General features: G+C 68.3%; 18 protein-coding genes and 2 pseudogenes. 8 read left to right on the forward strand and 12 right to left on the reverse strand.

The features are described from left to right. Positions 1-339 precede the first annotated feature (339 nt). Complete coding sequence (locus tag OG866_RS43710; RefSeq protein WP_443063627.1) at positions 340-2,967, forward strand: MMPL family transporter; 2,628 nt, start codon at positions 340-342, stop codon at positions 2,965-2,967. A 427-nt stretch (positions 2,968-3,394) separates the two neighbouring features. On the opposite strand, the gene OG866_RS45325 is transcribed toward OG866_RS43710, so the two are convergent. From OG866_RS45325 to OG866_RS43750, 9 genes and pseudogenes are all read right to left on the reverse strand, one after another. Further along, a complete protein-coding gene (locus OG866_RS45325; RefSeq protein ID WP_443063681.1) occupies positions 3,395-3,982 on the reverse strand; it encodes an IclR family transcriptional regulator domain-containing protein in 588 nt (195 codons plus the stop codon). Continuing rightward, positions 3,948-4,073: pseudogene (locus OG866_RS45330) on the reverse strand (helix-turn-helix domain-containing protein); the annotation flags it as partial. The pseudogene OG866_RS45330 and the gene OG866_RS45325, both read right to left, overlap by 35 nt. Before the next feature lie 583 nt (positions 4,074-4,656). Next, the gene (locus OG866_RS43720; RefSeq protein ID WP_329343585.1) at positions 4,657-5,859 is read right to left on the reverse strand and encodes an MFS transporter; all 1,203 of its coding nucleotides are present in this window, start codon (positions 5,857-5,859) and stop codon (positions 4,657-4,659) included. Between the two features lie 217 nt (positions 5,860-6,076). After that, positions 6,077-6,553, reverse strand: coding sequence for a DUF6069 family protein (locus OG866_RS43725; RefSeq protein ID WP_329343587.1), 477 nt, complete (start codon positions 6,551-6,553; stop codon positions 6,077-6,079). Positions 6,554-6,782: 229 nt separating this feature from the next. Next, a complete protein-coding gene (locus OG866_RS43730) occupies positions 6,783-8,192 on the reverse strand; it encodes an aldehyde dehydrogenase family protein (protein ID WP_329343589.1) in 1,410 nt (469 codons plus the stop codon). A 99-nt stretch (positions 8,193-8,291) separates the two neighbouring features. After that, positions 8,292-9,527 (reverse strand): M24 family metallopeptidase, encoded by a 1,236-nt coding sequence (locus tag OG866_RS43735; RefSeq protein WP_329343591.1) that lies wholly within the window; start codon positions 9,525-9,527, stop codon positions 8,292-8,294. After that, complete coding sequence (locus OG866_RS43740) at positions 9,524-10,873, reverse strand: Rieske 2Fe-2S domain-containing protein (RefSeq protein WP_329343593.1); 1,350 nt, start codon at positions 10,871-10,873, stop codon at positions 9,524-9,526. Before OG866_RS43740 ends, OG866_RS43735 begins: the two co-directional genes overlap by 4 nt. Before the next feature lie 41 nt (positions 10,874-10,914). Then, entirely contained in the window at positions 10,915-11,268 is a 354-nt protein-coding gene (locus OG866_RS43745; RefSeq protein WP_329343595.1) for a hypothetical protein, read from the reverse strand. Next, positions 11,268-12,500 (reverse strand): aromatic ring-hydroxylating oxygenase subunit alpha, encoded by a 1,233-nt coding sequence (locus tag OG866_RS43750; RefSeq protein WP_329343597.1) that lies wholly within the window; start codon positions 12,498-12,500, stop codon positions 11,268-11,270. The genes OG866_RS43745 and OG866_RS43750 overlap by 1 nt, the downstream gene beginning before the upstream one ends. A gap of 254 nt (positions 12,501-12,754) precedes the next feature. Here OG866_RS43750 and OG866_RS43755 point away from each other — a divergent pair, with 254 nt between their 5' ends. The 6 genes from OG866_RS43755 (at position 12,755) to OG866_RS43780 (ending at position 21,233) form a co-directional block, all read left to right on the forward strand. Continuing rightward, positions 12,755-14,194 carry a carotenoid oxygenase family protein gene (locus OG866_RS43755; RefSeq protein ID WP_329343599.1) on the forward strand — a complete coding sequence of 480 codons (1,440 nt, stop codon included), beginning with the start codon at positions 12,755-12,757 and terminating at the stop codon, positions 14,192-14,194. A 421-nt stretch (positions 14,195-14,615) separates the two neighbouring features. Then, entirely contained in the window at positions 14,616-14,888 is a 273-nt protein-coding gene (locus OG866_RS43760; protein ID WP_329343601.1) for a hypothetical protein, read from the forward strand. A gap of 582 nt (positions 14,889-15,470) precedes the next feature. Further along, positions 15,471-16,649 (forward strand): bifunctional glycosyltransferase family 2/GtrA family protein, encoded by a 1,179-nt coding sequence (locus OG866_RS43765; protein ID WP_329343603.1) that lies wholly within the window; start codon positions 15,471-15,473, stop codon positions 16,647-16,649. 45 nt (positions 16,650-16,694) lie between these two features. Next, entirely contained in the window at positions 16,695-18,929 is a 2,235-nt protein-coding gene (locus OG866_RS43770; protein WP_329343605.1) for an ArnT family glycosyltransferase, read from the forward strand. A gap of 28 nt (positions 18,930-18,957) precedes the next feature. After that, positions 18,958-19,701 carry a response regulator transcription factor gene (locus tag OG866_RS43775; protein WP_329343606.1) on the forward strand — a complete coding sequence of 248 codons (744 nt, stop codon included), beginning with the start codon at positions 18,958-18,960 and terminating at the stop codon, positions 19,699-19,701. 68 nt (positions 19,702-19,769) lie between these two features. After that, a complete protein-coding gene (locus tag OG866_RS43780) occupies positions 19,770-21,233 on the forward strand; it encodes a sensor histidine kinase (protein ID WP_329344580.1) in 1,464 nt (487 codons plus the stop codon). Between the two features lie 80 nt (positions 21,234-21,313). On the opposite strand, the gene OG866_RS43785 is transcribed toward OG866_RS43780, so the two are convergent. Then, positions 21,314-22,993, reverse strand: a complete 1,680-nt coding sequence (locus OG866_RS43785; RefSeq protein ID WP_329343608.1) for a sodium:solute symporter family transporter — start codon at positions 22,991-22,993, stop codon at positions 21,314-21,316. Beyond that, on the reverse strand, positions 22,990-23,265 hold the full coding sequence (locus OG866_RS43790; RefSeq protein WP_329343611.1) for a hypothetical protein: 276 nt from the start codon (positions 23,263-23,265) through the stop codon (positions 22,990-22,992). Before OG866_RS43790 ends, OG866_RS43785 begins: the two co-directional genes overlap by 4 nt. 606 nt (positions 23,266-23,871) lie before the next feature. On the opposite strand from OG866_RS43790, the gene OG866_RS43795 reads away from it, so the two are divergent. After that, positions 23,872-24,936 (forward strand): alpha/beta hydrolase family protein, encoded by a 1,065-nt coding sequence (locus OG866_RS43795; RefSeq protein WP_329343613.1) that lies wholly within the window; start codon positions 23,872-23,874, stop codon positions 24,934-24,936. 153 nt (positions 24,937-25,089) lie between these two features. On the opposite strand, the pseudogene OG866_RS43800 reads toward OG866_RS43795, so the two are convergent. After that, positions 25,090-25,818: pseudogene (locus OG866_RS43800) on the reverse strand (IS5 family transposase); the annotation flags it as partial. Between the last annotated feature and the right edge of the window lie 489 nt (positions 25,819-26,307).

A 26,307-nucleotide genomic window follows, 5' to 3' on the forward strand; every position in this document is an offset into this window, starting at 1 on the left:
GAGCCACCGGGTGGCACAGCGTGCCGTCGACCGAGGCGAGACCGTGCGGACAAGCCTGCGTCGGATTGTGTGGCGCAGATGCTCAACGGCGGCTACTTCGCCCGCACTCTGATCGACGATCGCCCGCCGACGCGGGCGTTCCCGGCTGAGTATGCCCACGCCGTGCTGCTCCCCGCCCTCGGCGTCCGGCTCTCCTCTCCTTCCGGTCCCCGGCAGTAAGCCGCTCTCCAGCCGTACTTGGCGCAACCTCCCCCAGCCTCCAGGGCAGGTGAGGGCCCCCATCGTCGTCGGGCCCGCCCGTTGCCCTGAACCGTCCACGACTGACCCGGAGCACGTCCTGTGGCTACCTTTCTGTACAAACTCGGCCGATTCGCCTTCAGGCGACGGCACTACATCGCCCTGTTCTGGGCCGCCCTGCTGGCCGCCGCCTGCGTCGCGGCCTTCAACGCGCCCGCCGCAGGCTCATCGTCCTTCTCGATCCCCGGCATCGAGTCCCAGAAGGCCTACGACCTGCTGGCGCAGCGTTCGCCCGGATCGAGCGCCGACGGAGGGAACGCGAACGTCGTCTTCAAGGCTCCCGCGGGCGAGAAGATGACGGACGCCGACAACAAGGCCCTCGTCGAGCAGACCGTCAAGGACCTCGGCAAGGGGCCCGAGGTCGATTCCGTCACCGACCCGTTCACCCAGCACAACGCGGTGAGCAAGGACGGGACGATCGCCTACGCGCAGGTGAAGTACACCGCCCCGGCCAAGGAACTGAAGGACTCCACCAAGGACTTCCTGGAGAAGACGGTGGAGGAGTCCCGGCACTCCGGGGTGACCGTCGAGATCGGCGGTGACGTGCTCGACGAGTCGCCGGCGACCGGTATCGGAGAGGTCATCGGTGTCGCCGTCGCCGCGGTCGTCCTCGTCGTCACCCTGGGCTCGCTCGTCGCGGCCGGACTGCCGCTGCTGACCGCCCTCATCGGCGTGGGTATCGGAGTCGCGGGCATCACGGCCCTCGCCAACGCGCTCGACCTCGGCGACACCACCTCCATCCTGGCCATGATGATCGGCCTCGCCGTCGGTATCGACTACGCCCTGTTCATCCTCTCCCGCTACCGGGGTGAATTGGCCGAGGGCCGCGAACGCGAGGACGCGGTCGGACGGGCCACGGGTACGGCGGGCTCGGCGGTGGTCTTCGCCGGACTCACGGTCGTGATCGCACTCGTCGGCCTCTCGGTCGTCGACGTCCCGGTGCTGACCAAGATGGGTATCGCGGCTGCGTGCACGGTCGTGCTCGCGGTGCTGATCGCCCTCACGATGACCCCGGCGATGATTGGCTACGTGGGCCGGAGGCTCCAGCCGGCAGGCAAGAAGAGCAAGCGGTCCGTCGGCAGGAAGGCGCGGCAGAACACCGAGGGCAAGCCCAACATGGGCACCCGTTGGGGAAGCTTCGTCGTCCGCCGTCCCGTCGCCGTCCTGGTGCTGGGCGTGGTCGCTCTGGGGGTCATGGCCATCCCGGTGACCCAGCTGCAACTCGGGCTCGGCGACGACAGCACGAAGCCGGAGTCCACGACGCAGCGAAAGGCCTACGACCTTCTCTCGGAAGGCTTCGGCCCCGGCTTCAACGGCCCGCTGATGATCGTCGTCGACACGAAGGAAAGCAGTGAACCGAAGGCGGCCGCCGGCACGGTGACCGACGAGATCGAGGGCCTGAAGGACGTCGCGACGGTCACCCCCGCGCAGTTCAACAAGGCCGGCGACACGGCGACGATCACCGTGATCCCGGACTCCAAGCCGTCCTCGACGCAGACCGAGGATCTGGTGCACGCCATCCGTGACAAGGCCGACGGCATCAAGGCCGACACGGACGCCCGGGTGCTGGTCACCGGCACGACCGCGATGAACATCGACTTCTCGCAGAAACTGACCAACGCGCTGATCCCCTACCTGGCGCTGGTGGTCGGCCTCGCCTTCCTGCTCCTGATGGTCGTCTTCCGCTCGATCCTCGTCCCGCTGAAGGCGGCCCTCGGTTTCCTGCTGTCGGTGCTGGCGGCGCTGGGCGCCGTGGTCGCGGTCTTCCAGTGGGGCTGGCTGGCCGGTCTGCTCGGTGTCGAGGAATCCGGCCCGATCATGTCGCTGGTGCCGATCTTCATGATCGGCGTGATCTTCGGCCTGGCGATGGACTACGAGGTGTTCCTCGTGACCCGGATGCGTGAGGCCTACGTCCACGGTGAGAAGCCCAAGCAGGCGGTGGTGACCGGCTTCAAGCACAGCGCGCGCGTGGTCACGGCCGCCGCGATCATCATGATGGCCGTCTTCGCCGGCTTCATCAGCTCCAGCGAGTCCATGATCAAAATGATGGGCCTCGGGCTGGCGTCCGCGGTCTTCTTCGACGCGTTCATCGTCCGCATGGCTATTGTCCCCGCCGTTCTCGCGCTGCTCGGGAAGAGCGCCTGGTGGCTCCCCAAGTGGCTGGACCGCGCCCTGCCCAATGTGGACGTCGAGGGCGAGCGGCTCCGCGCACAGGACCAGCACCGGAGCGGGAACACGCAGGCCCCGTCCACGGACCCGCAGTCGGAACGGCAGCCGGTGCTGGTGGGCTCCGGTGCCCTGCGGAAGTCGACGGAGGCCGAGCCGCAGGCGGCGTACGCCTCCGCCGAGGGCGCGCCCGCCCCGGTTCCCGCGACGAGCGGGCCGTCCATCGACGGTCAGGTGCGCGACGCGGAGGGCACGGGCGTCGACGGCGCCACGCTGACACTGATCTCCCAGACCGGGCGTCAGCTCGGCCGGACCGTCACCCGGTCCGACGGCTGGTACTCGATGCCGACGCCGGGCTCCGGCTCGTACGTCCTGACCGCGGCGGCCGACGGCCATCAACCGCGGGCCGCCACCTTGGAGGTGGGCGAGGAGCCGCTGGCGTACGACGTGCTGCTTGCCGGGACCAGCGGGCCGGACGACGAGGACGTGTCGAGGGCGCGTTGAGGGTTGTCACCGATGTGCGTGGAGATGCGCCGGCGACGGTCAGGTCCGTTCCTCAGGTTGTCTGCTCCGTCGGCGAACCGCCGGCAGTGACCCCACCGCACGCCACTTGCTGATCGTCAGTAAGCCGCTTCACCCGGGGACCGGTCCCCGGGTGAAGCGGCTTACCGCTGCACCTGGCCGCGTCACGCCGAGTTGAAGCGTCGGTTGGGGATGGACTTCACCAGCAGCAGGCCGCCGTCGTCGGACGGGCTGGAGAAGAAGGCGGTTCGAGGTGCGTCTGGTCCGGCGCGGCTGCCGATGAGGGGCGGTGACCTGCGCGGACGCGCCACCGGGGATCAGTGGTCCGACCTGCTGGGGGCCGAACCTCTGAGCCTTGGCGACGCTGCCGGCCGCGGAGGGCAGATGAGCACCGAGCGCACCGCCAGGCTTATTGCCAGGCTGCTGGATGCGGAGGTCTCTGCCGAGTTCCGCCCCGCACGCGGCCCGGCTGCGCACCAGCCCCTTGCCGTACGTCCCCGGCCCGCCAGCGACGCGGTCCGCACCGGCGAGCCGCTCGCCCGACCCATCGCCCTGAACCACCCGGGCCGCCCGGGCGCCCACGCGCCCGCGTTGTCGAATGTGCGGTCGCTCGACGTCGGCGAGCCGCGGGAGCCCGCGAGTTGCCCCAGGCGCGGATCGCTGTGACGGCTTGTGGCTGCTGGGTCGGCAGGCGCTGTTCGCAGTCATGAGGGATGAGGTGCGTCGTATGTGTCGGAGTCCGGCGGCGTTTCGGACGGCACCGACGAGACCTGCTCCCGCGCTGTGTCGAGTGCAGCGACGATGTCTTGCTCGCGACCATGAAAGCGGTGTCCTGGACGGCGATGGCGATGGCACACACGCCGGGAGTGCTCTCCTCCAGATCGAGGGCCATGCCTGTCCGCCGAACCTGCGCGAGTTCCTCCATAAGGGCGGCACGTCGCGTGATGGTGGAGGTGTTGCCGGTGAATCGTCGAGCGAGGGAGCCCGGTGCGTTCAGCGAGCTGGGAGAGGCTGCCCCTCCCGCTCGCCGGCGAGGGCGCGGCGCATCGCGACAGCCCGACCGATGATCTTGATTCCGGCTTTGCCACCGTCCTGTGCGGGGGCTTCCCTGTGTGCAGCGTCAGGTGTCACTCGCCCAGTAGGCGACTGCCGCGCGGGACAACGGCGTCTCGCGTGAAGGGCATTGATGGTCGGCGGCTCGGCCTTTTGCTCCACCTGTTGCGTTCGGGCATGCCCACGTCCTGGCGGACAATGAGGGGATCAGGACCGTACGACGATCGGCACGTTCTCGTCTCTGAACCGGATGAGCGACCTGTTGAGTGACTGGGGCCGACCGGCTACGGTGCTGCCGCGCAAGAGGGCCAGGAGGGCGTGCGGCTGTGGGGCACCCGCGTGCTCGTGTCGACACACTCGAATCCGCCGGGTCGTTGGGCAGCGACAGATGGAGATGTGCGCCGGGTTCCCGCGCGGTCAGTGCAGGGCCGTCGAGGCATGCTGGGGCCACGTATGCGCGACACCGGCCTTGGCGGCGGTCGGTCAGGACAGAGTCGTACAGGTCGGTCGTTGGGCGGAATCTTGTCGGGCGTCCGCAGTGCCGCCGGATCTCGTGGGCTGAACACACAAGACGGATCTCGCTCTGGCCGCGCGGCACGGCGCGGGCATCTCCATCAACTACGGCAGGTTCGGACGGGGTTGTGTCGTGAACTCGCCGTCACATTTCGGGCCCGGGTGAAACGGTGGTGGCAGCGGGGTGATGTGCCCGGCGTCCGTGATGGTGCCGACGCGCTCCTGAAGGGTGGGGTGGGGACGGCCGTCGAGCACGCGCGGTGCCGCGCAGAGCGTCAGCGACCGAAGGTAGCCGTCGGCGATCCACACACCGATCAGCGGCATGACGAAGGAGAGGGGCTGGCCCGCGAGAAGGCTCAGCACCACAGCCGCGGTCAGTACCGTGACCGGCGGATAGAGCAGGATGAAAGCCATGGTGGCCCGGGCGGTCCCCGAGCGGGAGGTGGACCTCTCGTTCCTATGGATCGCCGTACACGCCACGACGAAGATCGCCACAACCGCGCCCGCGCTCAGCGCGGCGTTGAAGCGCAGGTCGACGGAGGCGAGTCCCGTGAGGCCTGACCAGGCGATCAGGTTCGTTCCGATCACGAGGGCGCCCGTCCACACGATGACCCGCCGGCCCGGCTCGGGGTGTCCGTCCTGGCCAGGGTCCAGGACGGACACGTCGGTGCCGCGCGGCAGCAGCCACAGGCACAGGGCAACGGAGATGATTCCCAGGCCCGCTCCCATGGCCGTGATCAGGCGCCACGCGTTATCGACCGGCAGCGCGCCCGCCGTGTTCTGGGCGACGAATCCCGCGATGGGTATTCCCAGCGGAACTATGGCGAGTGAACGCCTGGCTCGGGTGGCTGCGTCCGCGCGGGCGCGCCTGCCTTGGGGGGCGGCGTTCTGGCGCGCGGTCCCGATCCTGGTGGCGGAGTCCTTGACGAGACTCAGGGTCAGTGGAAACGCGACGCCTGTGCCGATTCCGGCGAGCATGCTGAGAAGTCCCAGTTGCCAAGGGGCGGTTGCGAGCGCGCAAGCCCCGGACCAGAGCGTGAGCCACAGGAGTGCGGCGAGCGTCGCCTGCCGGAGCCCGAGGCGCCGGGCCAGCGCCACTGCGGCGTGGACGCCTGCCAGAACGCCCAGGCAGGCTGTGCTCCCGATCAGTCCCGCAGTGCTCGGTGACAGGTTCCAGCCGGGCTCGGTCTGCAGGGAATCGAGGAAGTTGGGGAACGCGACGAGCTGGTAACTCTGTGCGGCCATGAGAAACAGTCCGAGTGGAACCAGACTTCGGCCAACAGGGGGTGTGACGGTGTCGGACGGCATGCCGGCCTCCAGATGGGGAACGGAAGGAAGGGACCAGCGCCCGGGATGGAACCGGGGCCGCGGTTGCGGGGATCTCGCGGGCGGATGTCTTCTGCCGAATGCCGGGAGCGCGTCGGCCGTGATTCGGCGGCGTCGAGTCATGCGGGTTATGGCAAGAGCAGTGCGCGCCGTCGGAGACCCTCGCGCCCCACCAGCGAACGTCCTGATAGGCAGGACATCATGCCGTCAGCTTCGGGGCGTCGCCGTTCAGGGGCAGGGCGCGGTGGTAGGCGGCGACGGCCAACGCGGCGACCGCGACGTGCATGAGCAGCAGTCCGATGATCCCGGCGGCATCGGCGTGCGGAATGTAGTCGCTGACGAGCATCAGCAGGTCGGGGACGAAGGAGATGACCACGATGGCGGGGACCAGCCAGGACAGCAGGGTGCGCGGCCGGGCCGTCCACCGGCGGATCACCGCCCATCCCACTGCGCCGATGATGACGCCCAGGACAGTGAAGGTGACGTACGGGCCGGGCTGAAGGGGCTCGAAGTCGTCGGAGGCTCCGGCCGCCCGGGAGACCAGGGCGATCAGCGCGTCGGCGACGATCGCGGCCACGGTTCCCGCGATCAGCCATCCCGAGGCGGCGGCCCGGCTGGGCGCGGAGCGTATGGACCGCGCCGGTGCAGGGGTGGCGGAGGAAGGCGTGGTGGACATGGGAAGACTCCTTCGGTGACGGGTGGTCGGCCGCTTGGGCCCTGTGTTCCGCCCGGGCGTCGGCCGGTTTTCGGAAGCGGCTGTCTGCACCACCCGTCACCTACAGGGCATGTGCGGGTTCAAGAGTCGGATCGACTACGGGAACGTGTACTGGGCCGGACCCACCGTGGGACTGGTCGCACAGGAAGGGCTCCGCACTTCGAGGGGATTGGCAGACATCGGCTGCTCATCAACCGCGCACGACGTGCAGCACCTTGGTCTCGGTGTAGGACAGCAGGCCGGCCAGTCCGCCGGCCACGCCGAGGCCACTCCACTTGTGCCCGCTGAAAGACACGCCCGGTGCCGGCATGCCGTGCGTGTTGACCCAGGAGGTCCCGCATTCCAGCCGGGCCCCCACCGTCGCGGCCCGCTCCGGGTCCGCGCTCCACACCGAGCCGTCGAGCCCGAAGTGCGTACCGTTGGCCCGGGCCACCGCCTCTTCGACGTCGTCGTACGGGATCACCGGCAGAACGGGCCCGAACTGTTCCTCGTCGACGACGCGCACCCCGTCCTCGACATCCCTCAGGATGGTCGGCGCGAAGAAGTAGCCGTCACCGTCCAGGCGCCGGCCTCCGGCGACCGCGGTGGCACCGCCGGCCAGCGCGTCCGACACCAGCTCCTGGACCCTGGCGAACTGCGGCGCGGTGGCGAGCGGTCCCATCTGGACGCCGAGCATGCCGTCGCCCACTTCGACCGACCGTGCCCGGTCCGCCAGGGCGTCGACCACCTCGGTGTACCGGGCGCGTGGTACGTAGAGACGTTTCAGCGCCATGCAGATCTGCCCGCAGTTGACGAACGCGCCCCAGAACAACTTGTCGGCCATGGCGTCGAGGTCGACGTCGTCGAGGAGGATGCCCGCGTCGTTGCCGCCCAGCTCCAGGGTGATGCGCTTGAGGTCCGGCGCGGCCGACGCCGCCACGTGCTTTCCGGTGGCGACCGAACCCGTGAACGTCACCTTGCGGACCAGGGGGTGTTCGGCGAGCCGTGCACCCAGCGGGTCCCGGCCGCTGATGACGTTCAGCACGCCCGGCGGCAGCACGTCACGCAGAACGACTCCGAGTGCGAGCGAGGACAGCGGCGTGAAAGGAGACGGTTTCAGTACCACCGTGTTGCCCGCCAGCAGAGCCGGCGCGCATTTCATCGCGGCCTGGATCAGCGGGACATTCCACGGGGTGATCGCCGCGACCACGCCCATGGGCTGGTGCAGCACCTCGATCCGCTCCTCGTCGTCGTCCCGGATCACCTCCCTGGGCACGTCGAGGGCGGCCGTGCCCCGCAGGGTCATCGCGGTCACCATGACCTCGAAACGGGCATCGGCCACAGGCTTGCCCTGCTCCATCGTGAGCAAGGTGGCGAGTTCTTCGGCGCTCTCCTCGATGCGTGCGGCCGCGGCCAGCAGCGCGCTGCGGCGAGCGTCGATGTCGTCGCGCCAGAGCGGGAAGGCGTCGGCGGCGGCTTGCACCGCGTCGTCCAGCTGGGCCGGTGAGCAGTCGGGTGCCTGGGCGAACACCCGGCCGGTGGCGGGGTTGTGCACCCCGAAGGTATCGACGGTGTGGACGTCTTTGCCGCCCACTGTCATCGGCTGGTTTTGCTCGGACACGGTGTCTCCTGGAGTGAGGGGCGGCGAGTGCCGTCAGGAATGTGAGGAGCGTGGTGGTGATATCAGGGCGTACCGCGGGCGGAACCGGTCGCGGTCCCGTCAGGACACGACATGCATGCGGCAGGGAACGGTGTTGAGCTCGTCCGGTCCGTTCTCGCCCACGACGACGGTGCCGCCGATGTTGACGCGGTGCTGTCCCGTACAGGCGTTGGGTTCGAAAGCGAACGCCATGCCGGGGACGAGTTCCAGGTCGGAGATCGGCTCGACGGTACGGAAGACACGGCGGCTGTCCTGGCCGGGGATCTGTTCGGCGTTCAGCGCGATGTGCCCCGCGAAGGCCGCGGGAGTGAGACTGTGCACCAGGGGGGTCATGTTGTAGTGGCCGGCCTTCAGGAGGGGCTCGCTCATGGCCCGGGCGACGTCGAGGAAGGCGGCTCCCGGACGCAGGGCCCTGAGGCCGGCGTCGTAGCAGTCCCGGGCGACGTCGTGGAGCGTGTGCAGCACCTTCGGTACCGGCTCGACCGCGACGGACATCTGGACCTGAGTCTCGAACCCGCCGTAGCACGACATGATCTCGGCCTGGACCAGGTCGCCGGGCTGGACTGTCCGGGAGGGGCCGCCGGCGTAGGTCCAGTAGGGCGGCGCCCAACCCGGGTCGTCCGCGCCGACACTCATGATGACGTGGGGGTAGGTGGTGGTGCACGAGTTGCGGTGGAGGACCTCCACGGCTGCCGCGTAGATCTCGGCCTCGCGCACGCCGGGCCGGATCATCTCCAGCATGGTCTGGCAGGCTTCCTCGGCCGCCTGGGCGGCGAAGCGGACCAGTTCCAGTTCCTGCGGCGTCTTGGGCAGCATCGTCTGGGCGAAGTCGAGGGACACGTCCTCGAAGTCGGCCTCGGGCAGGTTGTTGAGGACGTAGTCCCACATCATGTGGGTGATGAGGCCCTCCATTTCCCCCGCCGAGCTCCCGGTCATGCCGACCACACCGACACGACTGGACGTCAGTCCCTCTTCGGTGAGTGCCTGGACCACCCCGCGGCCGAACGGACCGACGCGTACATCGTCGATCCAGAAGCGCACATCCCGCATGTTCGCGGCCAGGCGGCGGGTGTAGCGGTGGTGGGTCCAGGTGAGGTGAACGGGGTCGCGTTCGGCGAAGAAGACGACGACGCCGTCGAGGACCTCGTTGGCGAGGTAACCCTCGTACCGTTCGCGGCCCTTGAGGCCGAAGACGAGCAGACAGTCGAGGTCCTTGTCCCGCATGAAGTCACGTGTGCGTTGCCAGCGCAGTTCGCGGGCGGCGAAGGGAAGGACGGGGTACTGTTTCGCGGTCATGCCCCTACCCCCTCGGTCGCGTCGACGAGATCGCGCTCCAGGATCCGGGGATCGGCGCCCGCCGCCTCTGCCACGTCGCGGTAGTACTGCAACCAGTCGGTGCCCTCGGGGACGTGACCGCCGCCGGCCATGAGGCCGCGGGTGAGTTCGGTGTCGTCCAGGGTGGCCGGGAGGTCCCCGGTTGTTGCGTAGGCGTCGACGGCCTTCATCAGGCGCCGCCGTGTCCGGCTGATCATCAAGTCCGAGGCGGACAGGTGCTCGTAGGTTCGGTCCACGACTGGTCCCATGCTTTCAGTGATCATCTTGTCCTGGATCTGGATACCTTGCACGCCGGTGTAGTTGCCCTTCGCCTGGGCGTCCCGGTCGAGGAAATAGTTGTTCTCCTCGGACGGGGTGAGCCGCCATCTGCCGTACCATTCCTGGTCGTTGTTGGGCTGGAGCAGGTCGGCCATGCGGACCTTGACACCCGGCAGCTCCCCGACGCCGGCGTGGAACGCCGACCTGCCGTCCATCAGCGCTCTGGGCCGGCTGAGCTGGAAGATCATGGAGTGGGTGTCGTCCATCGGCAGCCAGAACCGCACGACGGGCTCTTCGACCTCGAAGGGGTTCTGGCCGGGGATGGTCCAGGACGGCAGCAGCTGCTGGGTGTAGTGCCAGTAGTCGGGGGCGAAGCTCTCCGGCCTGCGGTGGCCCTCCATGGTGCCCCCGGCCGTGTTGACGACCTTGGTCTCCACGGCCCTGCCACTGGTGACCCACTTGAGGACGAAGTGCTCGCCGACGTCCTCGGGGTCATGGCCGCCGTGGTGGAGGAAGGCGAGATGGGCCGCGTCGATGTCCCCCTCCATGCCCTGGAGCCAGTTGCACTCGCGCAGCCACATCTGGATCTCCAGCTCCTCGTCATCGGCGACCACGCCGATCACGGGCAGCGGCGGCGGGGTCTCGCGTGACCCCATGTAGATCCAGACGAGGCCGTTGCGTTCCTGCACCGAGTAGGCCTTGGCGCGCACACGGGTGGGCACGCGTCCTCCCGCACTGCTCGGAATGTCGGTGACGCGGCCCTCCACGTCGAACATCCAGCCGTGGTAGGAGCAGCGCAGCCCGCCGTTCTCGTTGCGGCCGAAGAACAGGGAGGCGCAGCGGTGCGGACAGCGGTGGTCGAAGATGCCCATCCGGCCGCCGCTGTCGCGGAAGCCGACGAGGCGCTCGCCCAGCGCCATCAGGCGGATCGGGGCGCCATCGGCCTCGAACTCGGAGGACCGGGCTATCGGCAGCCAGAACTGGCGGAAGAACTCTCCGGTCGGACTGCCGGGGCCGACTTGTGTCAGCTTGGCGAAGGGGTCGGTCATGGAGCGATCCGTCTCTGTACGAGGTCGATGGTTCATCCGGATCACCAGGCGCGTGCGGGCCCGACCAGGTTCATCCCGTCCAGCGGATACAGGTCGCTGACCTCTGGGGTGGCCCATCCGAGGTCGACCGGGTGAGTGACCTCGGCGAAGGTCAGGGCGAGCTCGAAGAGGGCCTGCTCCCGCGGGGGCATGTCGTCGAGGGGGAAGGCGTTGAGATGGTTCACCACCGCTTCGATACGGGGGAGCATCGCGGTGCTCAGCTCGCGCAGGTCCTCGATGTCGGCAGCGGCCATCGCCTCCATCCGCTCCTGTGCGTCGCGCAGGCGCCACCGCTCCAGGAAGCGCTCCAGGTCGGCAAATCCTTCGGGAAGTCCGGCTTCCGTGGAGAGCTCCATCACTTGTCTCCGATCAGTTCGTCGATGAGTCCGTAGCGGTGCTGGAGCGCGAACTCCTGCAGGGAGAGGTAGATGTCGCTGATGGCACCCGACTCGAGGCCGCTCTGCACGTCTTCCATGGCGGCCAGGTCCTCCCGGGACACCGTGTACTGCAGGGCACGCGAGTATGCCTGGGCCAGGCGGTCGCCGGCGTGCCGGGCCTTGCGGCCGTAGACGTCGAAGACGACGCGCGTGTGGTTGCGGTCGATCGGCCAGACCGTAACGGTGCTGTACCAGTGCGAGCCGTTGAGGATGGCCACGTTGGGGAACTGCCACACGATGTCGAAGAACCAGGGGTGGTGGCGGGTGCGGTTCACCGCCGGCGGCAGCATGGAGAAGTCGGTCTCGACCGCCGGGGTCTGCTTGTACCCGAGGTCGTACAGGGCACCTTCGACGGGCGGGCTGACGTAGTCGGGATTGGACGGGTTGCTGGAGCGGATGTGGCGGTCGTACACGTCGACGACGGGCTTGTGCCGCATCGGGTTGCTCTTGCCGGCCAGCTTCGGCTGGGTGCGCCGATGCAGGAAGACGGTGTGGTACCCCTCCGAGAAGGCGTCCATGGCGACGTTCCAGTTGGCCCGGACGTCGATGGACCAGCAGCTGACCTTCTCCATCTCGCTGTAGTAGCCGTCGAATCCCTCGGCGAGCTCCCCCAGCCAGTCGTCGAGCGGCTCGGGGTTGTCGCTGAAGTTGGCGTAGATGAGGCCCGACCGGACCTCCACGCGGATCGGCACCAGTCCGAGGCGGGACTTGTGGACGGAGCGGAACTGCTTCTCGTCCGGCACCGAGCGCAGCTTCCCGTCGCCGGTGTATGACCAGCCGTGGAGCCAGCAGGTGTGCGCGGACGACGTTCCCTCGGCGAAACCGCAGTCCGTGGGGATCACCTTCTTGCCGCGGTGGCGGCACACGTTGTGGAACGCACGCACTTCCCCGTCCCGGCCCCGCTGGACCAGCACAGAGATGTTGAAGGTGGGCACGTCCAGGACGTAGTAACTCCCCGCCTTAGGAAGGTCGTTGACGTTTCCGACCAGGAACCAGGACGGACGGAAGACCTTCTCGACGACTGCGTCGTGGTACTCCTGCGTCAATTTGTCCTTGACGGACACGACGTCACGCAGGCCGGCGAACGGGTTGGGCGGGGGCGGGGTCCCGTCGGCGCGTGGGGGAGCAGGGCTGACAGCGGCTTCAGACATATGAACTCCATAAGTTAGGACGCTAGTCCTGTCACATGGGACCGTATGGGAAAGGATGCCTGCCTGGCAAGCGAAGTGGCCTGGGACGCCTTTTCCTGCAGGCGGGTGGGCTGCGCCTGGCCCTCCGGGGTGCGCTCCCGGCCCGACTTGACCTCTTCGTGGTGCGGTTATACGGTCCCTTTAGTGTCCTAAGTTTACGGATTCAAGTCCTAACTATCAGGACATGCTCAGGTGTACGAGAAGGAGGAGCCTCCATGTGGGACCCCAGCAACATGTTTCTCAACGGGCCGTACGCACCCTGGCGCGAGGAGGGCGAGGCCTTCGACCTGGAGATCGAGGGCCGACTCCCCGAAGGGCTGAGCGGTGCCCTGTTCCGGGTCGGCCCCAGCCCGCTGTACCGCCCGCAGAATCCGAGCAGGTACCACTGGTTCGACGGCGACGGCATGGTCCACGGCATCTTCCTGCGTGACGGCCGGGCGACCTACCGCAACCGCTACGTGCAGACCGCGGGCCTGAAGGAGGAGATGGAGCTGGGCCAGGCGATCTACGGCGGTTTCATGAACGGCAGGGACACCCCGCTGCCGCCCGGCAAGTTCCCGAACAACCCCGCCAACACGCACGTGCAGCTGTACGGCAGCCGTCTGCTGGCCTTCTGTGAGGGCTACCCTCCGCGCGAGCTGCGACCGGACACCCTGGAGACGGTCAGCGAGCAGTACAACTTCCGGGGCGGACTCGTCGGTCCCCTGACCGCGCACCACAAGGTCGATCCGACGAACGGCGACTTCCTCACCTTCGGCAACATGGACGGCGCGGTCACGTGGTACCGAGCCGACCGCGACGGGAACATCCTCGACCGTCACTCGGTCGACCTGGGGTTCCCCGCCCTCACTCATGACTACGCCGTCACCACCGATTACGCGATCTGGCTGGTCAGCCCGGCGACGGCACGCATCGAGCGCATCTTCAACGGTCAGCCTTCGACGGTCTGGGAGCCGGAGAAGCTGGAAACATGCCGCTGGGTCGTCCTGCATCGCAGGACAGGCGAGGTGACGTCGGTAGAAGCCTCCGACGCCTTCTCCACGTCACACTTCCTCAACGCCTACCAGGACGGCACGAAGATCATCGTCGACGGGCACCGCGTCGGCCAGTTCGGCCCCACCCTGAAGGACCTGGAGTCACCGCCGCCGAACGGGGACTGGAACTGGTGGTTCAAGGAGATCATCACCACCCCCTGGCGCTGGGAACTCGACCTCGCCACGGGGAAGAGCAGGGACATCGAGGTCACCGATATCCAGGGAGAGTTCCCCCGGATCAACGATCAGCGAACCGGGCTGTCCCACCAGTACGGCTACTACACGACGACACGCGGAGCCGGCGACTGGTTCACCGACGGCCTGGCCAAGCACGACTACCGCACGGGCGAGACGTCGATCCAGGCGCTCGACGGTGTCCTGACCTCCCCGGGCGAGCCCGTCTTCGTGCCCCGCCCCGGCGCCCAGGCCGAGGACGACGGCTGGCTGCTGTCGGTCTGGTGGGACCCGACCACCGACCGCAGCGAGGTCATCGTCCAGGAAGCCCAGGACTTCACCGGCACGCCCATCGCCCGGATCAAGCTCAACCACCGGGTCCCCCTGGGCTTCCACGGCAGCTGGTCCGACGCGGCCGAGCTCGACGCCGCGGTGCGCGGCACCTGAGTCATCGCTGATCCCTGGTCGGCGGGGTGCCACGGCTCCCTGTCGGCCATCGCGTCCCGCACTCGGCCCAGCGACTCGCCCGCAGGACTGTCTGAAGGTTCGGCATGTCGTCCGGCACGGCTCGGTGTGCGGTGTGGAGCGCGGGATCCGGAACGGGCCGTGGCGCTCGCTGCCCGGCTGGAATGCGGTACATCCTGGGCCAACGCCCACGCCGTGCCGACACCGGGCGCGGAAGGTCGCCGAAGGAAACCGCGCTTCGTCAGAGCCGAGTGCGCATGCCGACTGAACCAGGCGGCTCCGAACACCAGCCACCGCAAGCTGTGAATCTGAGTGCTCATATGCGAACCATCGTTCGCGCCATCCAGTGAAGATCGAGAAAGGTTCCCGGACATTGAGCGTCAACGGAAACTGGGACATAACCATGAAGACCCCGATGGGAACCCAGGTGCTGGAGCTGGAACTGCGGTCTGACGGTCAAACGTTGACCGGCACACAGTCGTCCATGGGCGAGACCGCTGAGATCCAGGACGGCACTGTCAACGGCGACGTGGCGACGTGGAAGGTCGACGCGACCAAGCCGGTGGCCGTGAAAGTCACGTTCACCGCCAAGGTCGACGGAGACGAGATCTCCGGCCACGCCAAGGCCGGATTCTTTCCCAAAACGCCGTTCAGCGGTCGCCGGGCGGCCGCGTAGCGGCATGCAGCAGTCCGATTGACGGCCACCGCACGGCCCTTAGTGGTGGCCGTCAATCGATTCCACGCGCGAGCACTGAGATCCGTTGGAGTTGGCCGGGTGGCGGACGGCGGCAGTGTCGGATTCATGCCGAGACGAGGACTGGCGTGGTTCGGGGTCCGCTGCCGCCTCCAGTTGCCGCTCCGGCCTGGCGCGACATCTCCAGACCGATGATCAGCAGAACAATTCAGCCACAGGCGGTCGGGCACCGTGCCGTGGGCCGCTGGGGATCCTGTGGGGCAGCAAGGGGGTAGAGGCAGCGTCGGCCGGAGCTGCGCATGCCTGCCGTAGCGCTGTGATTTGGCCACCGCTACCTGACTCTCTGTCAGTTCTCGCATTCCTCTCCCGGGTCTCCCAGTCGGGTGGGTGAGAGTCGGGCTCTGTTCCCGATCAGCCCCACGCAGCCGCCTCCGATGTCCCGTCTCGCCTGAGGAAGCCATGTCACCCACCCCCCACAGCACGGCTTTCACGCACAGCCCCGGCCGGACCGTCGCCTTCCAACCCCCTGGCGGGTCTGCCCACGCCGGCTCCGGGACGGCGAGCGTGGAGATCGTCGTGCCCGTCCACAACGAGGAACGCGCCCTGCCCGGCTGCCTGCGTACCCTGCACACACGGCTGACCGAGGGCTTTCCGTTCCCCTGGCGCATCACCGTCGCCGACAACGCCAGCACGGACGGCACGCTCACCGTCGCCCGCCGCCTCGCGGAGGAACTGCCTGGCGTCGACGTCGTGCACCTGGAACGCAAGGGCCGGGGCCTTGCCCTGCGCACCGTGTGGGGATCCAGCGACGCGGACGTGGTGGCCTACATGGACGTGGACCTGTCCACCGGTCTCGACGGGCTGCTGCCGCTCGTCGCCCCGCTCGCCACCGGGCACTCCGACATCGCGATCGGCAGCCGGCTGGCGCCGGGGGCGCGCACCGTGCGCGGGCCGCGTCGCGAGTTCGTCTCCCGCTGCTACAACGGGATCATCCGGCTCACCCACGGCGTCCGCTTCACCGACGCCCAGTGCGGATTCAAGGCCGCCCGTACGGAGGCGCTGGGCCCTCTGTTGAAGGTGACCCGGGACGACGCCTGGTTCTTCGACACCGAACTGCTGCTGCTCGCCGAGCACAACGGGCTGCGCGTCCACGAGGTACCGGTCGACTGGGTGGAGGACGTCGACACCAGGGTCGACGTGGTGAGCACGGCCACCGATGACCTCAAAGGGCTGTGGCGGATGGCGCGGCTCAAGGCGTCCGGCGCCGCCCGTGTCGAACTGCCCCGCCGCCCCGCACCGGCCGCCGAGCATCCGGACGCCGTCCTCGCGCCGCCCACGGGGCGGGGCGTGCTGTCGTGGGAGATCGGCTGCTTCCTCGCGATCGGCATCCTCTCCACCATCGGGCAGGCGCTGCTGTACTGGCTGCTGCGCGGCTGGTGGCAGCCCGCTGCCGCCAACCTGGTCTCGCTGCTGATCCTGACGGTGCTGAACACCGAGGCGAACCGCCGTCTCACCTTCCGGCAGGCCGAAACCCGGCCCGCGCGGGCCCATCTGGGCGCGGGCGCCCTGTTCGTACTCGGCTACCTGGTCACCTCCGGAGCGGTGCTGTGGTTCAAGCACACCGATCCCGGGGCCTCGGCGGCCGCCGAGACCGTCGTCCTGGCCGCCGCGTCCGTCGCGGTCACCGCCGTCCGCTTCGCCGTGCTGCGGCTCGCTGTCTTCCGCCGCAATTCCACCGCCTGACCCAGGCCCGCTGCCGAGACTTCTGACGAGAGCTGATTCCCCTCCATGAACGAGTCCCACCGGACCCTGTCCGTCACCCCGGTGTCCGACATTCCCTCGGAAACTTCTCCTCGCTCCCTGCCCGCCTGGGCCGCGCCGGCCGCTCTCGGCGCGATCCTGCTCGTCGCAGCCGTGCTGTACGGCTGGGCGCTCGGCTCGTTGGGCTGGGGCAACAGCTACTACTCCGCGGCCGTGAAGTCGATGGGGAAGAGCTGGACCTACTTCCTCTTCGGCTCCTACGACCCGGCCGGGGTCGTCACCATCGACAAGCCGCCCGCCGCCCTGTGGCCCCAGGTCATCAGCAGCGAGATCTTCGGGCTGCACGGATGGGCGCTGATCCTTCCGCAGGTGATCGAGGGCGTGGCCGCGGTGTTCGTGCTGCATCGCACCGTGCGCCGCTGGGCGGGGGAGCAGGCCGCACTGCTGGCCGCCCTGGTGCTCACCCTCACTCCCATCACCGTGGCCATCAACCGGGACAACAATCCCGACACCCTGCTCGTCCTGCTGCTGGTGTCGGCGGCGTACGCGCTCACCCGTGCCCTGCAGACAGAGGGCCCGGCGGCGACCTGGTGGCTGTGCGCGAGCGGGTTCCTGATCGGGTGCGGGTTCCTCACCAAGATGCTCGCGGCCTGGATGGTCGTCCCCGCGTTCGCCCTCGCCTGGCTCGTGGGCGGAGGCGGAGCATGGGCCGCACGGGTGTGGAGGTTGCTGACCGCGGGTGCCGTGCTGGCGGTGTCCTCACTGTGGTGGGTCGCGATGGTGGCGCTCTGGCCGGGGGACCGGCCCTACATCGGCGGCAGCACGGACGGCTCGGCCTGGGATCTGGTGGTCGGCTACAACGGGCTCGGCCGGGTCTTCGGCTCCAGCGACGGCTCGTCGCAGTCCATGGCCGGCATGGGTGGGGGATTCGGCGGCGAATCGGGTCTCGGCCGCATGTTCAACACCCAGGTCGGCGGACAGATCAGCTGGCTGCTGCCGGCCTGTGCCGTAGCCCTGGCGCTCGCGGTGGTGTGCACGGTGCTGTACCGACGCGGGCGACTGGACCGGTCCGGCCTGCTGCCCGCCTCGGGTTGGCTGCTGTGGGGGAGCTGGCTGCTCGTCTGCGTGGCCGTGTTCTCCACGCAGAAGGGCATCTTCCACCCGTACTACACCACCCAGTTGGCCCCGGCGATCGCCGCCCTGTGCGGTGGGATGCTGGCCACTCTGATCCGTGTGCACCGAGCCGGCGTGAGGTGGACTCCCTGGGTCGGCTCGGTGGCGGCGGCGGTGACGGCCGGCTGGGCGATGGTTCTCGTCCGCCGTACGCCGGACTGGAACGGGTGGCTGATCTGGCCCGTGCTGCTGATCGGCTGCACGGCGATCGCGCTCCTTCTGTCCCGGCGCGGTGGGAACCTGCTCCTGGCCGGGGCGGCTGCCGCGGTGGTGTCCATGCTCCTGGCACCGGGGGCGTGGGCGGCGAACGTGTCGGCTTCGTCGGGCTCGTCGAATCTCATGGGCGGCGCCAACCCGACAGCGGGTCCGGGGGGTTCGGCCTTCGGAATGTCCGGCATACCCGGGCAGGGCTCGTCCGGGGATCAAGGGGCGTCGGGATTCCCGTCAGGGATGCCGTCAGGGATGCCATCAGGGATGGCGTCCGGGATGCCCGGTGGTGACCAGGGCGGCCTGCCGAGTGGTGGCCAGGGCGGTCTGCCGAGTGGCCTCCCCAGCGGCATGCCCGGTGCGTCCGGTGGCTCAGGCTCGGCCTCCGGCGGTCTTCCCGCCTTCCCCGGTGGAGCCGGCGCTATGTCCGGCGGATTCGGCGGTGCCAGCGGCTCAGCACTCACCTCCGACCAGCGCAAGATGCTCGACTACGCCGCGAAGCACTCACCGAAGGCCCGGATCAAGCTCGCTGTGTCAGGCGGAGCCAACGCCACCAGCGCCTTCATCCTGAACAGCGACGAGACGGTGATCGGCATGGGCGGCTTCATGGGCTCCGACGACGCGCCCTCGGTCGACCAGCTGAAGAAATGGACCGGGAACGGTGAGCTGCGCTACGTCGTTGGATCGGACAACGCCGGCGGTGGAGCGATGATGAGGCCCGGCATGTCGCAGGAGAACGCGACTGACCGCTCGGAGTGGATCTCCAAGAACTGCACCAAGGTCTCGGCGTCGGCGTACGGGGGCAGCAAGACGTCTGAGCAGAAGACGGGCAGTGCGGCGCTCTTCGGCGCCTCGGTGCTCTACGACTGCGCCGCTAGGTGAACGGCAACAGAACGGACCGCACAGCACGATGACAGAGCAGCCCGCGGACAGGGCGCGGTACAGGCTCCTCGTGGTCGAGGACGAACCCAGCATCCGCACCCTGTTGGAGTCCACGCTCCGGCTCACCGGATACGAGGTGAGCGCCGCGGAGAACGGCCAGTCCGCCCTCGTCGAGATCGAACGGCGGGAACCGCACCTGGTGCTGCTCGACGTGATGCTCCCCGACCTGGACGGCTTCGAGGTCACGCAGCGCCTGCGGGCGGCCGGGAACGACGTACCCGTGCTGTTCCTGACCGCCCGCATCGACGTCGACGACCGGATCAAGGGCCTGAGCTCAGGCGGGGACGACTACGTGACGAAGCCGTTCCACATCGAGGAGGTGCTGCTGCGTATCGACGCCATCCTGCGCCGCACGGCCACCCACGGAACGGAACCGCTCCCTCCGGAGACCGTGCTGCGCTACGCCGATCTCGAGCTCGACGAGGGGGCGCACGAGGTGCACCGCGCCGGGCACTACGTTCCGCTGTCGCCGACCGAGTTCAAGCTGCTGGCCTATCTGATGGCCAATCCGGGCCGGGTGTTGAGTAAGGCCCAGATCCTCGATCACGTCTGGAGTTACGACTTCTCCGGGGACGCCCGCATCGTCGAGACGTACGTCAGATACCTGCGCAAGAAGATCGACTGCTTCGAACCGCCGCTCATCCATACCGTGCGCGGCGTCGGCTACTGCCTGCGGCTGCCGCGCGGCGCGGGCGGGGCGGCGGACCAGTGAAACGGCTGCTTCCCCATCCGCCCGGCTCGTTGCGTCGACGACTGATCCTGGGCGTCACCGCGCTGGCGATGGTAGCCGTCGCCGTCTCCCAGCTCATCGGGTTCGTGGTGCTGCGCTCATGGCTGTTGGACCGGGTCGACCAGCAACTGGCGGACTTCCACCCACCAGGACCGGCCTACTCCGAGGCTCTCAAGGAGAACAACCCCGTGGACCGGCCTGGCGTCCTGCCCTCGGACTTCCGTGTCTACTTCTACGACGTCTCCGGTCGGCGGATGGCCATGTCGCTCGGTGCCGACGGCAAGCCAGGTCCGCGGATCGCGGATTCGGTGGTGCGGCTCGGTCTGCACGTCGGCCGTCCAGAAACGGTGGCATCCGTCAGCGGCGACAGCCGGTGGAGGGTTCTGCTGAGTTCCGGTCCACAGGACATGCACGCCGTCGTGGCTCTGCCGCTGGACACCGTCGACGCCACCACGTCCAAGATTCTCTGGCTGAACGCGGTGTTGCTGGCCGTCACCGTCGCCGCCCTGCTCGCGCTGGGCCGCTGGGTGGTACGACTGGGCCTGCTCCCGCTGACTCGTATGGAGCACACCGCCGAACGCATCGGAGCGGGGCGACTGGATCTGCGACTCCCCGACATCGATGCGCGCACCGAGATCGGCCGGCTCGGCCGGGTGCTGAACTCCATGCTGGAGAGGCTGCAGTTGGCGCTCCGTGAACGGGAGGCATCGGAGGCGCGCATGCGGCGCTTCGTCGCCGACGCCGGCCACGAACTGCGTACTCCGCTCACCGCCATCCAGGGCTACGCACAGCTCGCACTGCGCGGGGAGCGTATGTCGGCAGATGAGCAGAACGAGGCCCACCAGCTGATCGCCCAGAACGCGGAGCGGATGGGCCTCCTCGTCGACGACCTCCAACTTCTCGCCCAGTTGGACCGGGAACCGTCGTACGACAGAAACCCGGTGGACCTGCTGTCCCTGGCGGCGGACGCCGTGCGGACCGCCGCCCTGCACGGGGCGAGCCATCCGGTCGATCTGGGCCCCCTGCCGGACCCGGCGGGCAACGGCGAACTGGATGTGGTCGAGGCCGTCGGCGACCCCCATCGGCTGAGACAGATCGTCGACAATCTCCTGTCCAACGCCCGTGTGCACACCCCGGCCGGCACTGCGGTGCACGTCAGGGTGGGCGAGACCCGGGTGGGCGTGGACACCTGCGGATCCGACCGCCCGGGGGTCATCGGCGCGTCACCGCCCTTGCCGGACGGTACGCCCGTCAGCGTGGTGGAAGTGGCGGACGAAGGGCCCGGGCTCACGGCGCAGTGCGCCAAGCATGTCTTCGAGCGCTTCTATCGTGCTGACCCTTCTCGCTCTCGCACCCACGGTGGTAGTGGCCTGGGCCTCTCCATTGCCGCCGCGGTCGCGGAAGGCCACGGTGGCCGCCTCGAACTCGACACCGCGCCGGGCAAGGGATGTACCTTCCGCCTTGTGCTCCCCGCGCGGCGTTCGGATGGGCGAGCCGGCGACGTCTCCGGCTGATCACCGCCGGTCCTGCCATGGGTGCGCCGGCCCGCAGATGTGTGACGAAGAGGGGAACGCTGATGTGCCCTGGCCCCTGCTCAGTCACTTCGCTCAGGTCGCTGCCCAGCTGTGCCTCCAGCTGCTACCGCTGTGGCGGCCGTCCGCCCGACGAGCAGGACAGCGCTGGTCACCGATGTGTCCTCTGCCTGGTGTCCGCGGGCTCGGCGGTGCCCGACGAGGCTGCCCGCCCATCCCAGCAGGAAGGCGGCCGGGACGGAGACCAGAACCGGGGTGCTGTGGTCGAACCAGGCGAAGTCGGCGTTCGGCAAGAAGGCCTGAGAGCTGCCTGACGCGGAGGGCGAGGACACCGCCAGGCCGACACTCAGGATGGTTCCGCCGTACACGGCCCACAGCAGGCCCGTTCGGTTGAAGCGATCCCAGTAGAACGTGTAGAGCAGAACCGGGGCCACGGCCGACGCGGCCACTGCCGTAGCCAGTTGAGCCAGGAAAGCGGCGGAGCGTCCCTGCGCCAGTACGGCGAGCAGGATGCCGAGGACGCCGAAGAGCAGGACGGCTATGCGCGCCACCATCAGTTCGCGTGTGGGGTTGGACTGCCTGCGCTGAACGAGATGGTGGTACGTGTCCCGGGCCAGGGCGGCGGCCGCTGCCAGCGTGGCGGCGCCCACGACGGCGAGCACGCTGAGAAAGATCGCGCAGGCGAGCGCGGTGAAAAGCAGACGGCTCGTGCCACTTCCCAGCCCGTCATCCAGACTGCCGGCGACGAGCATCAGTGAGTCGTCCGCATTGGAGTGTCCGGAGAGAATGGTGTCAGCACCGACTCGGGCCGATGCCCCCATGCCCAGAATGACCACGGTGACACACACGAGCGCGACGACACCGGTCGCGTACCGGACGGAGCGGCGTGCCGTGGCGGTGTCCTTTGCCGCAGAGACGCGGCTGAGGACGTGAGGCATGCAGACGCCGCCCAGGACGGTCATGACCTGGCCCGCGGCGATGTCCAGACGGGGTGTCGGTCCGGCGTTGAGGAGGCCTCCGGTACTCAGATAGCGGCCGGGACGGGTGCTGTGCGCGTCCGCGGCGGTGAGCAGGGCGCCGACATCCCCGTGGAAGAGGCGGAGCACGGCCAGGGACGCGAAGATCATGGCCGCGAGCGTGACGGCGGCGGCGATCACCTGTACGAGGGCGAGCCCCTTGGCGCCGCTGAGCATGCCGCAGGTGACCACCAGGCCCCCGATGAGCACGGTGCACATCTGCTGCACCCCGATGCCGGAAAACCCGAGGAGCGCCGCGGTGACGTTTCCGGCGGCCATGAGCTGAGCCACGAGGTACGGAGCGGTGACCGCGAGGGTGGCCACCGCGGCGGCCACCCGGGGCGCGGTGCTTGGCACTCGGAGCGAGAAGAGGTCGCCGAGTGTGCGGGAGCCACTGAGCTGCAGGGGGCGTGCCAGCAGGAGGAGGACGCCCATCGACAGAAGCACGCTGGTCGCGGCGGTGATGCCGTCGAAGCCGACGGTTGCCACCACACCGGTCACACTGAGCAGCAAAGATGTGGAGACATAGCATCCCGCCAAGGCCAGGCCGTTCTTCAACGCCGAACCCTGCCGGTCACCGATGTAGAACTCCGACGGAGAGTCTCCGCGCAGGCCCGCGAAGACCGAGGTGAAGAGGGCGAGGACCATGAAGAGCATGAAGGAGCTGAGGACCAAGGCGTAGGGATCATCGGCCGCCGCCGCGAGGAAGGCGCTGCTGTGATTCATCTGAACCCTCCGATCTGCTGGCCGGGCACGGCGGTTGCGTTCGCCTCGGAGGTTGCGTGCTGTAGCGGGTCCAGCAGGCGGGCACTGCGATGGTCGAAGCGGCGGGCCGTTGCCAGCAGGGCCATTGCTTGGAGCAGGTACAGCGACAGGCCCGCGGTCATGTCGGTGCTGAACAGTCGCACGGCGAGCAGATCGCCAGGGAGCGCGATCAGGGTGACCGCGGTGCCGAAGCACAGGGCGTTGGGTGCGAGGTAGGCCAAGTCCAGGTGCATTGCCCGTCGGCGCGCTTGAGACAACGGCGACTGGGCGGGGTGCTCGGAGAACCTGTGGCGCTTTGGTGGCTGAGCTGAGTGTCGCATCGCTACCTTCACGTGCTGGTCGGGTGTGAGTCGGACGGCGGCCGCTCTGTGCGCCGCCCGCGAGCCGCAGGGCAGCGCTTGGACAACGGGCAGCAGGTCCTGGCGGCCGGACATGGGGAGAGCTGTCGTCGTCGAGCGGCCAGGGCGGCGGCAAACGCGGCCGAGAGCCGTCGGCGAGGTGTCGACGCAGGCGCAGACGATACCGGAAGTATTTGCCGGTGTCCTCTAATGCAGAACTTGAGTTCTGCTAAGCGGGACAATAGTGTCGGTGGTGCGGAGTGGATGTATCACCATCGCTGAGAGCTGAGCACTCCTGTCGAGGCCGGTGAGCCGGTCGGATGTGTGGAACCAGCCCTTGGCCGGGGTGAGGAGGACTTGTGTGACAGAGCGGCAGCCGTTCGTCCGACTCGGCGGAAGGATCGCCGCGTGCGGTCACGCGCGTATGTGTTCCTCCTCAGGAGGCCACTCCTCACCCCCCGTGTGTCTCGCATAAGCGTCGTCTGGGAAGTAGGTTTCCGCATGCCTTACCGCTGGAAGGTCGCCCCCGAGGACCTGTTCGTCGAGTGGTACTGGCAGATGGTGAACAGCGGTTTGCCCATCGCGGACGTCGCCACCGTCCGATCGGCGGTCACTGACATGTGGCTCGACGAGCCGGGCGGCTGGGTGTACGAGTGGTCGCGACTGGCCGCCGGATATGCGGAGCTTGGTCAGCATCACCTTGCGGCGCTGGCCTACGGTTGGGCGAAGTTTCCCACGCTGGCCGACGACGCCAAGCGCACGGCGCTGGAGCGGCAGCTCAAGCAATACCTGCTCGCCGCTCCCGGTTTCAAGGTCGGGCTTGAGCGCCGGGCCGTTCAGCTGTTCTGCGGCGAGGGGGTCATCGCTGTACCCGTGCACCTGCTCACTCCGCCGGGCTGGTCAGGCGATGCCCCCGTCATGCTCGCCAGCGGCGGAGTGGACACCTGGAAAATGGATCTCCACGGGCTCTTCGAGGCGGTCGCCCTGCGAACCGGTATGGGCGTGCTGGCCTTCGACATTCCCGGCACGGGCGAATATGCCGGCCCCATGGACTCGGAGGACGGCGCTGACCTGGTGCGCGCCCTGGCCATCGAGGCGCGGGCGCTGGGCAATGGGCGTGTCCTGCATCTGGGCATATCGATGGGCGGTCACTTCTCGGCCTGCTCGGGCCTGGCAGGGGATGTCGACGCGGCGATCGTCATCGGCGGTCCCATCGAAGCGGCATTCGCCCAGGGTCGGACCTTCGCGTATGGCAGGGACGGCAGCGTCGGCAATGCGTTGGGATTCGACCATGAACCGAACGATGTGCAACTGGCCCGGATCTGGCGGCCGTTCGATCTGCGTCCGCTACTCAACCTCGACAGGAACGTGCCGATGCTGGTCATCAATGGTGCCGGTGACGTCCATGTTCCACAGCAGGACACCCTTGTCTTCGTCGGCCGCCGGGACACGGAAGTCCACTTGCTTTCGGACACCGGGCACTGCGCCGCTTCCAAGATGCCCCAGGTACTTGAGTTGATGTTCGAGTGGATCGACCGCCACCAGTCTTCGCCCGTGCGCAGGTGACGTGCTGGACGGTGGGGGAGGAGACCTCGTCGTGGGCGGTCGCAGCCCAGCTCTCCGAGTGGTGGCTGAGGGGCCACTGAGGGGCCACGATGTTTCCGGACAGGTACCCAATGGGGTTGTCCTGAACAAGGAAACGAGGAAGAAGTGGGGCCACTGGGCCAGGCGGCGGTGGTTCATCAGCCAGTCCAGCGTTCTCTCGGCGGTCCACCTCCTCGGCAGGATGGTGAATCCTCTGGTGTTGGGGTCGCGGCGGACGATGTGCATGTCGATGCCGAGGGTTGCTGCGTGCTCGACGAGGTGCTGGCGGTAGCCGCCGTCGACCCAGGTCTTGCGGACGGTGGGATGCTCGGCGGCCACCTTCTCGATGAGGGCTTGGCCGGCGACGGAGTCCTGCACGCTCGCGGCCGTGACCAGCACTGTCAGAAGCAGGCCGACGGTGTCGATGACGATGCTCCGCTTGCGGCCCACGATCCTCTTGCCCGCATCGACGCCTTGGCCGGCTGCGGGAACGTTGGTGGATGTCTTGATGCTTTGTGAGTCGATGACGCACGCGCTGGGCTCGGCCTCGCGGCCTTCCTGCCTGCGTACTTGGCGGCGCAGGAGACTGTTGGGCTGGTCGAAGACACCCTCCTGCTGCCAGCGGGCGAAGTAGGTGTAGACGGTGTTCCAGTGCGGGTGGTCGTGCGGGAGGTAGCGCCAGGGGATGCCGGTGCGGTTCACGTAGAGGATCGCGTCCAGGAGACTGCGCAGGTCGTGGCCCGCAGGCCGGCCGATGTCCAGTCCGCGGCCGCGGCGTTCGGCCCGTCAGGCGGTGAGGATCGGCTCGACCAACTCCCAGCGGGCATCGGGCAGATCGCTCGGATAACGACGGCGTTCGGCCATGGTCTTGAAGTACTGGGCAGCCGCTGGCCGGGGACGGGCGCATGCATCGGGCGCGTGAGGCGAACGGCGCACGAAGGCGCGTCTTGGGATTAAGCAGGGGGAGTACACACGAGACGTCCACCTCATCGCCTCCCCGGCATCGCTTGCCCCTCAAGCATCACCAGCACCACTACAGCCGATCCGCATACCAATCAAAATGGGACCAATTGAGGTGTAAACGCCCCCTCAGAGGTTGTTTTCATCGGCGAGGTCTGTTTCATCCCAACAAGGCTCCGTGACGGAGAGGCCCTTGGGAGACGTTGGGGGCTTGCGCGATTGAGGGGATGCGAGGAAGCCCATATTGACCGTCTCATCCCGTGAAGCCTGTCTCATTCCAAGGAGGGCTGATAGCGGCGATTATTCCCACCGACCTGTACAGGAACCCGACACGTGAGAGGCGCGGGTGCTCACCTGTGGCACGTGAAGCGACACAAACTAGCTGAAAACGAC

Source organism: Streptomyces sp. NBC_00663 (assembly GCF_036226885.1).
Classification (GTDB): domain Bacteria; phylum Actinomycetota; class Actinomycetes; order Streptomycetales; family Streptomycetaceae; genus Streptomyces.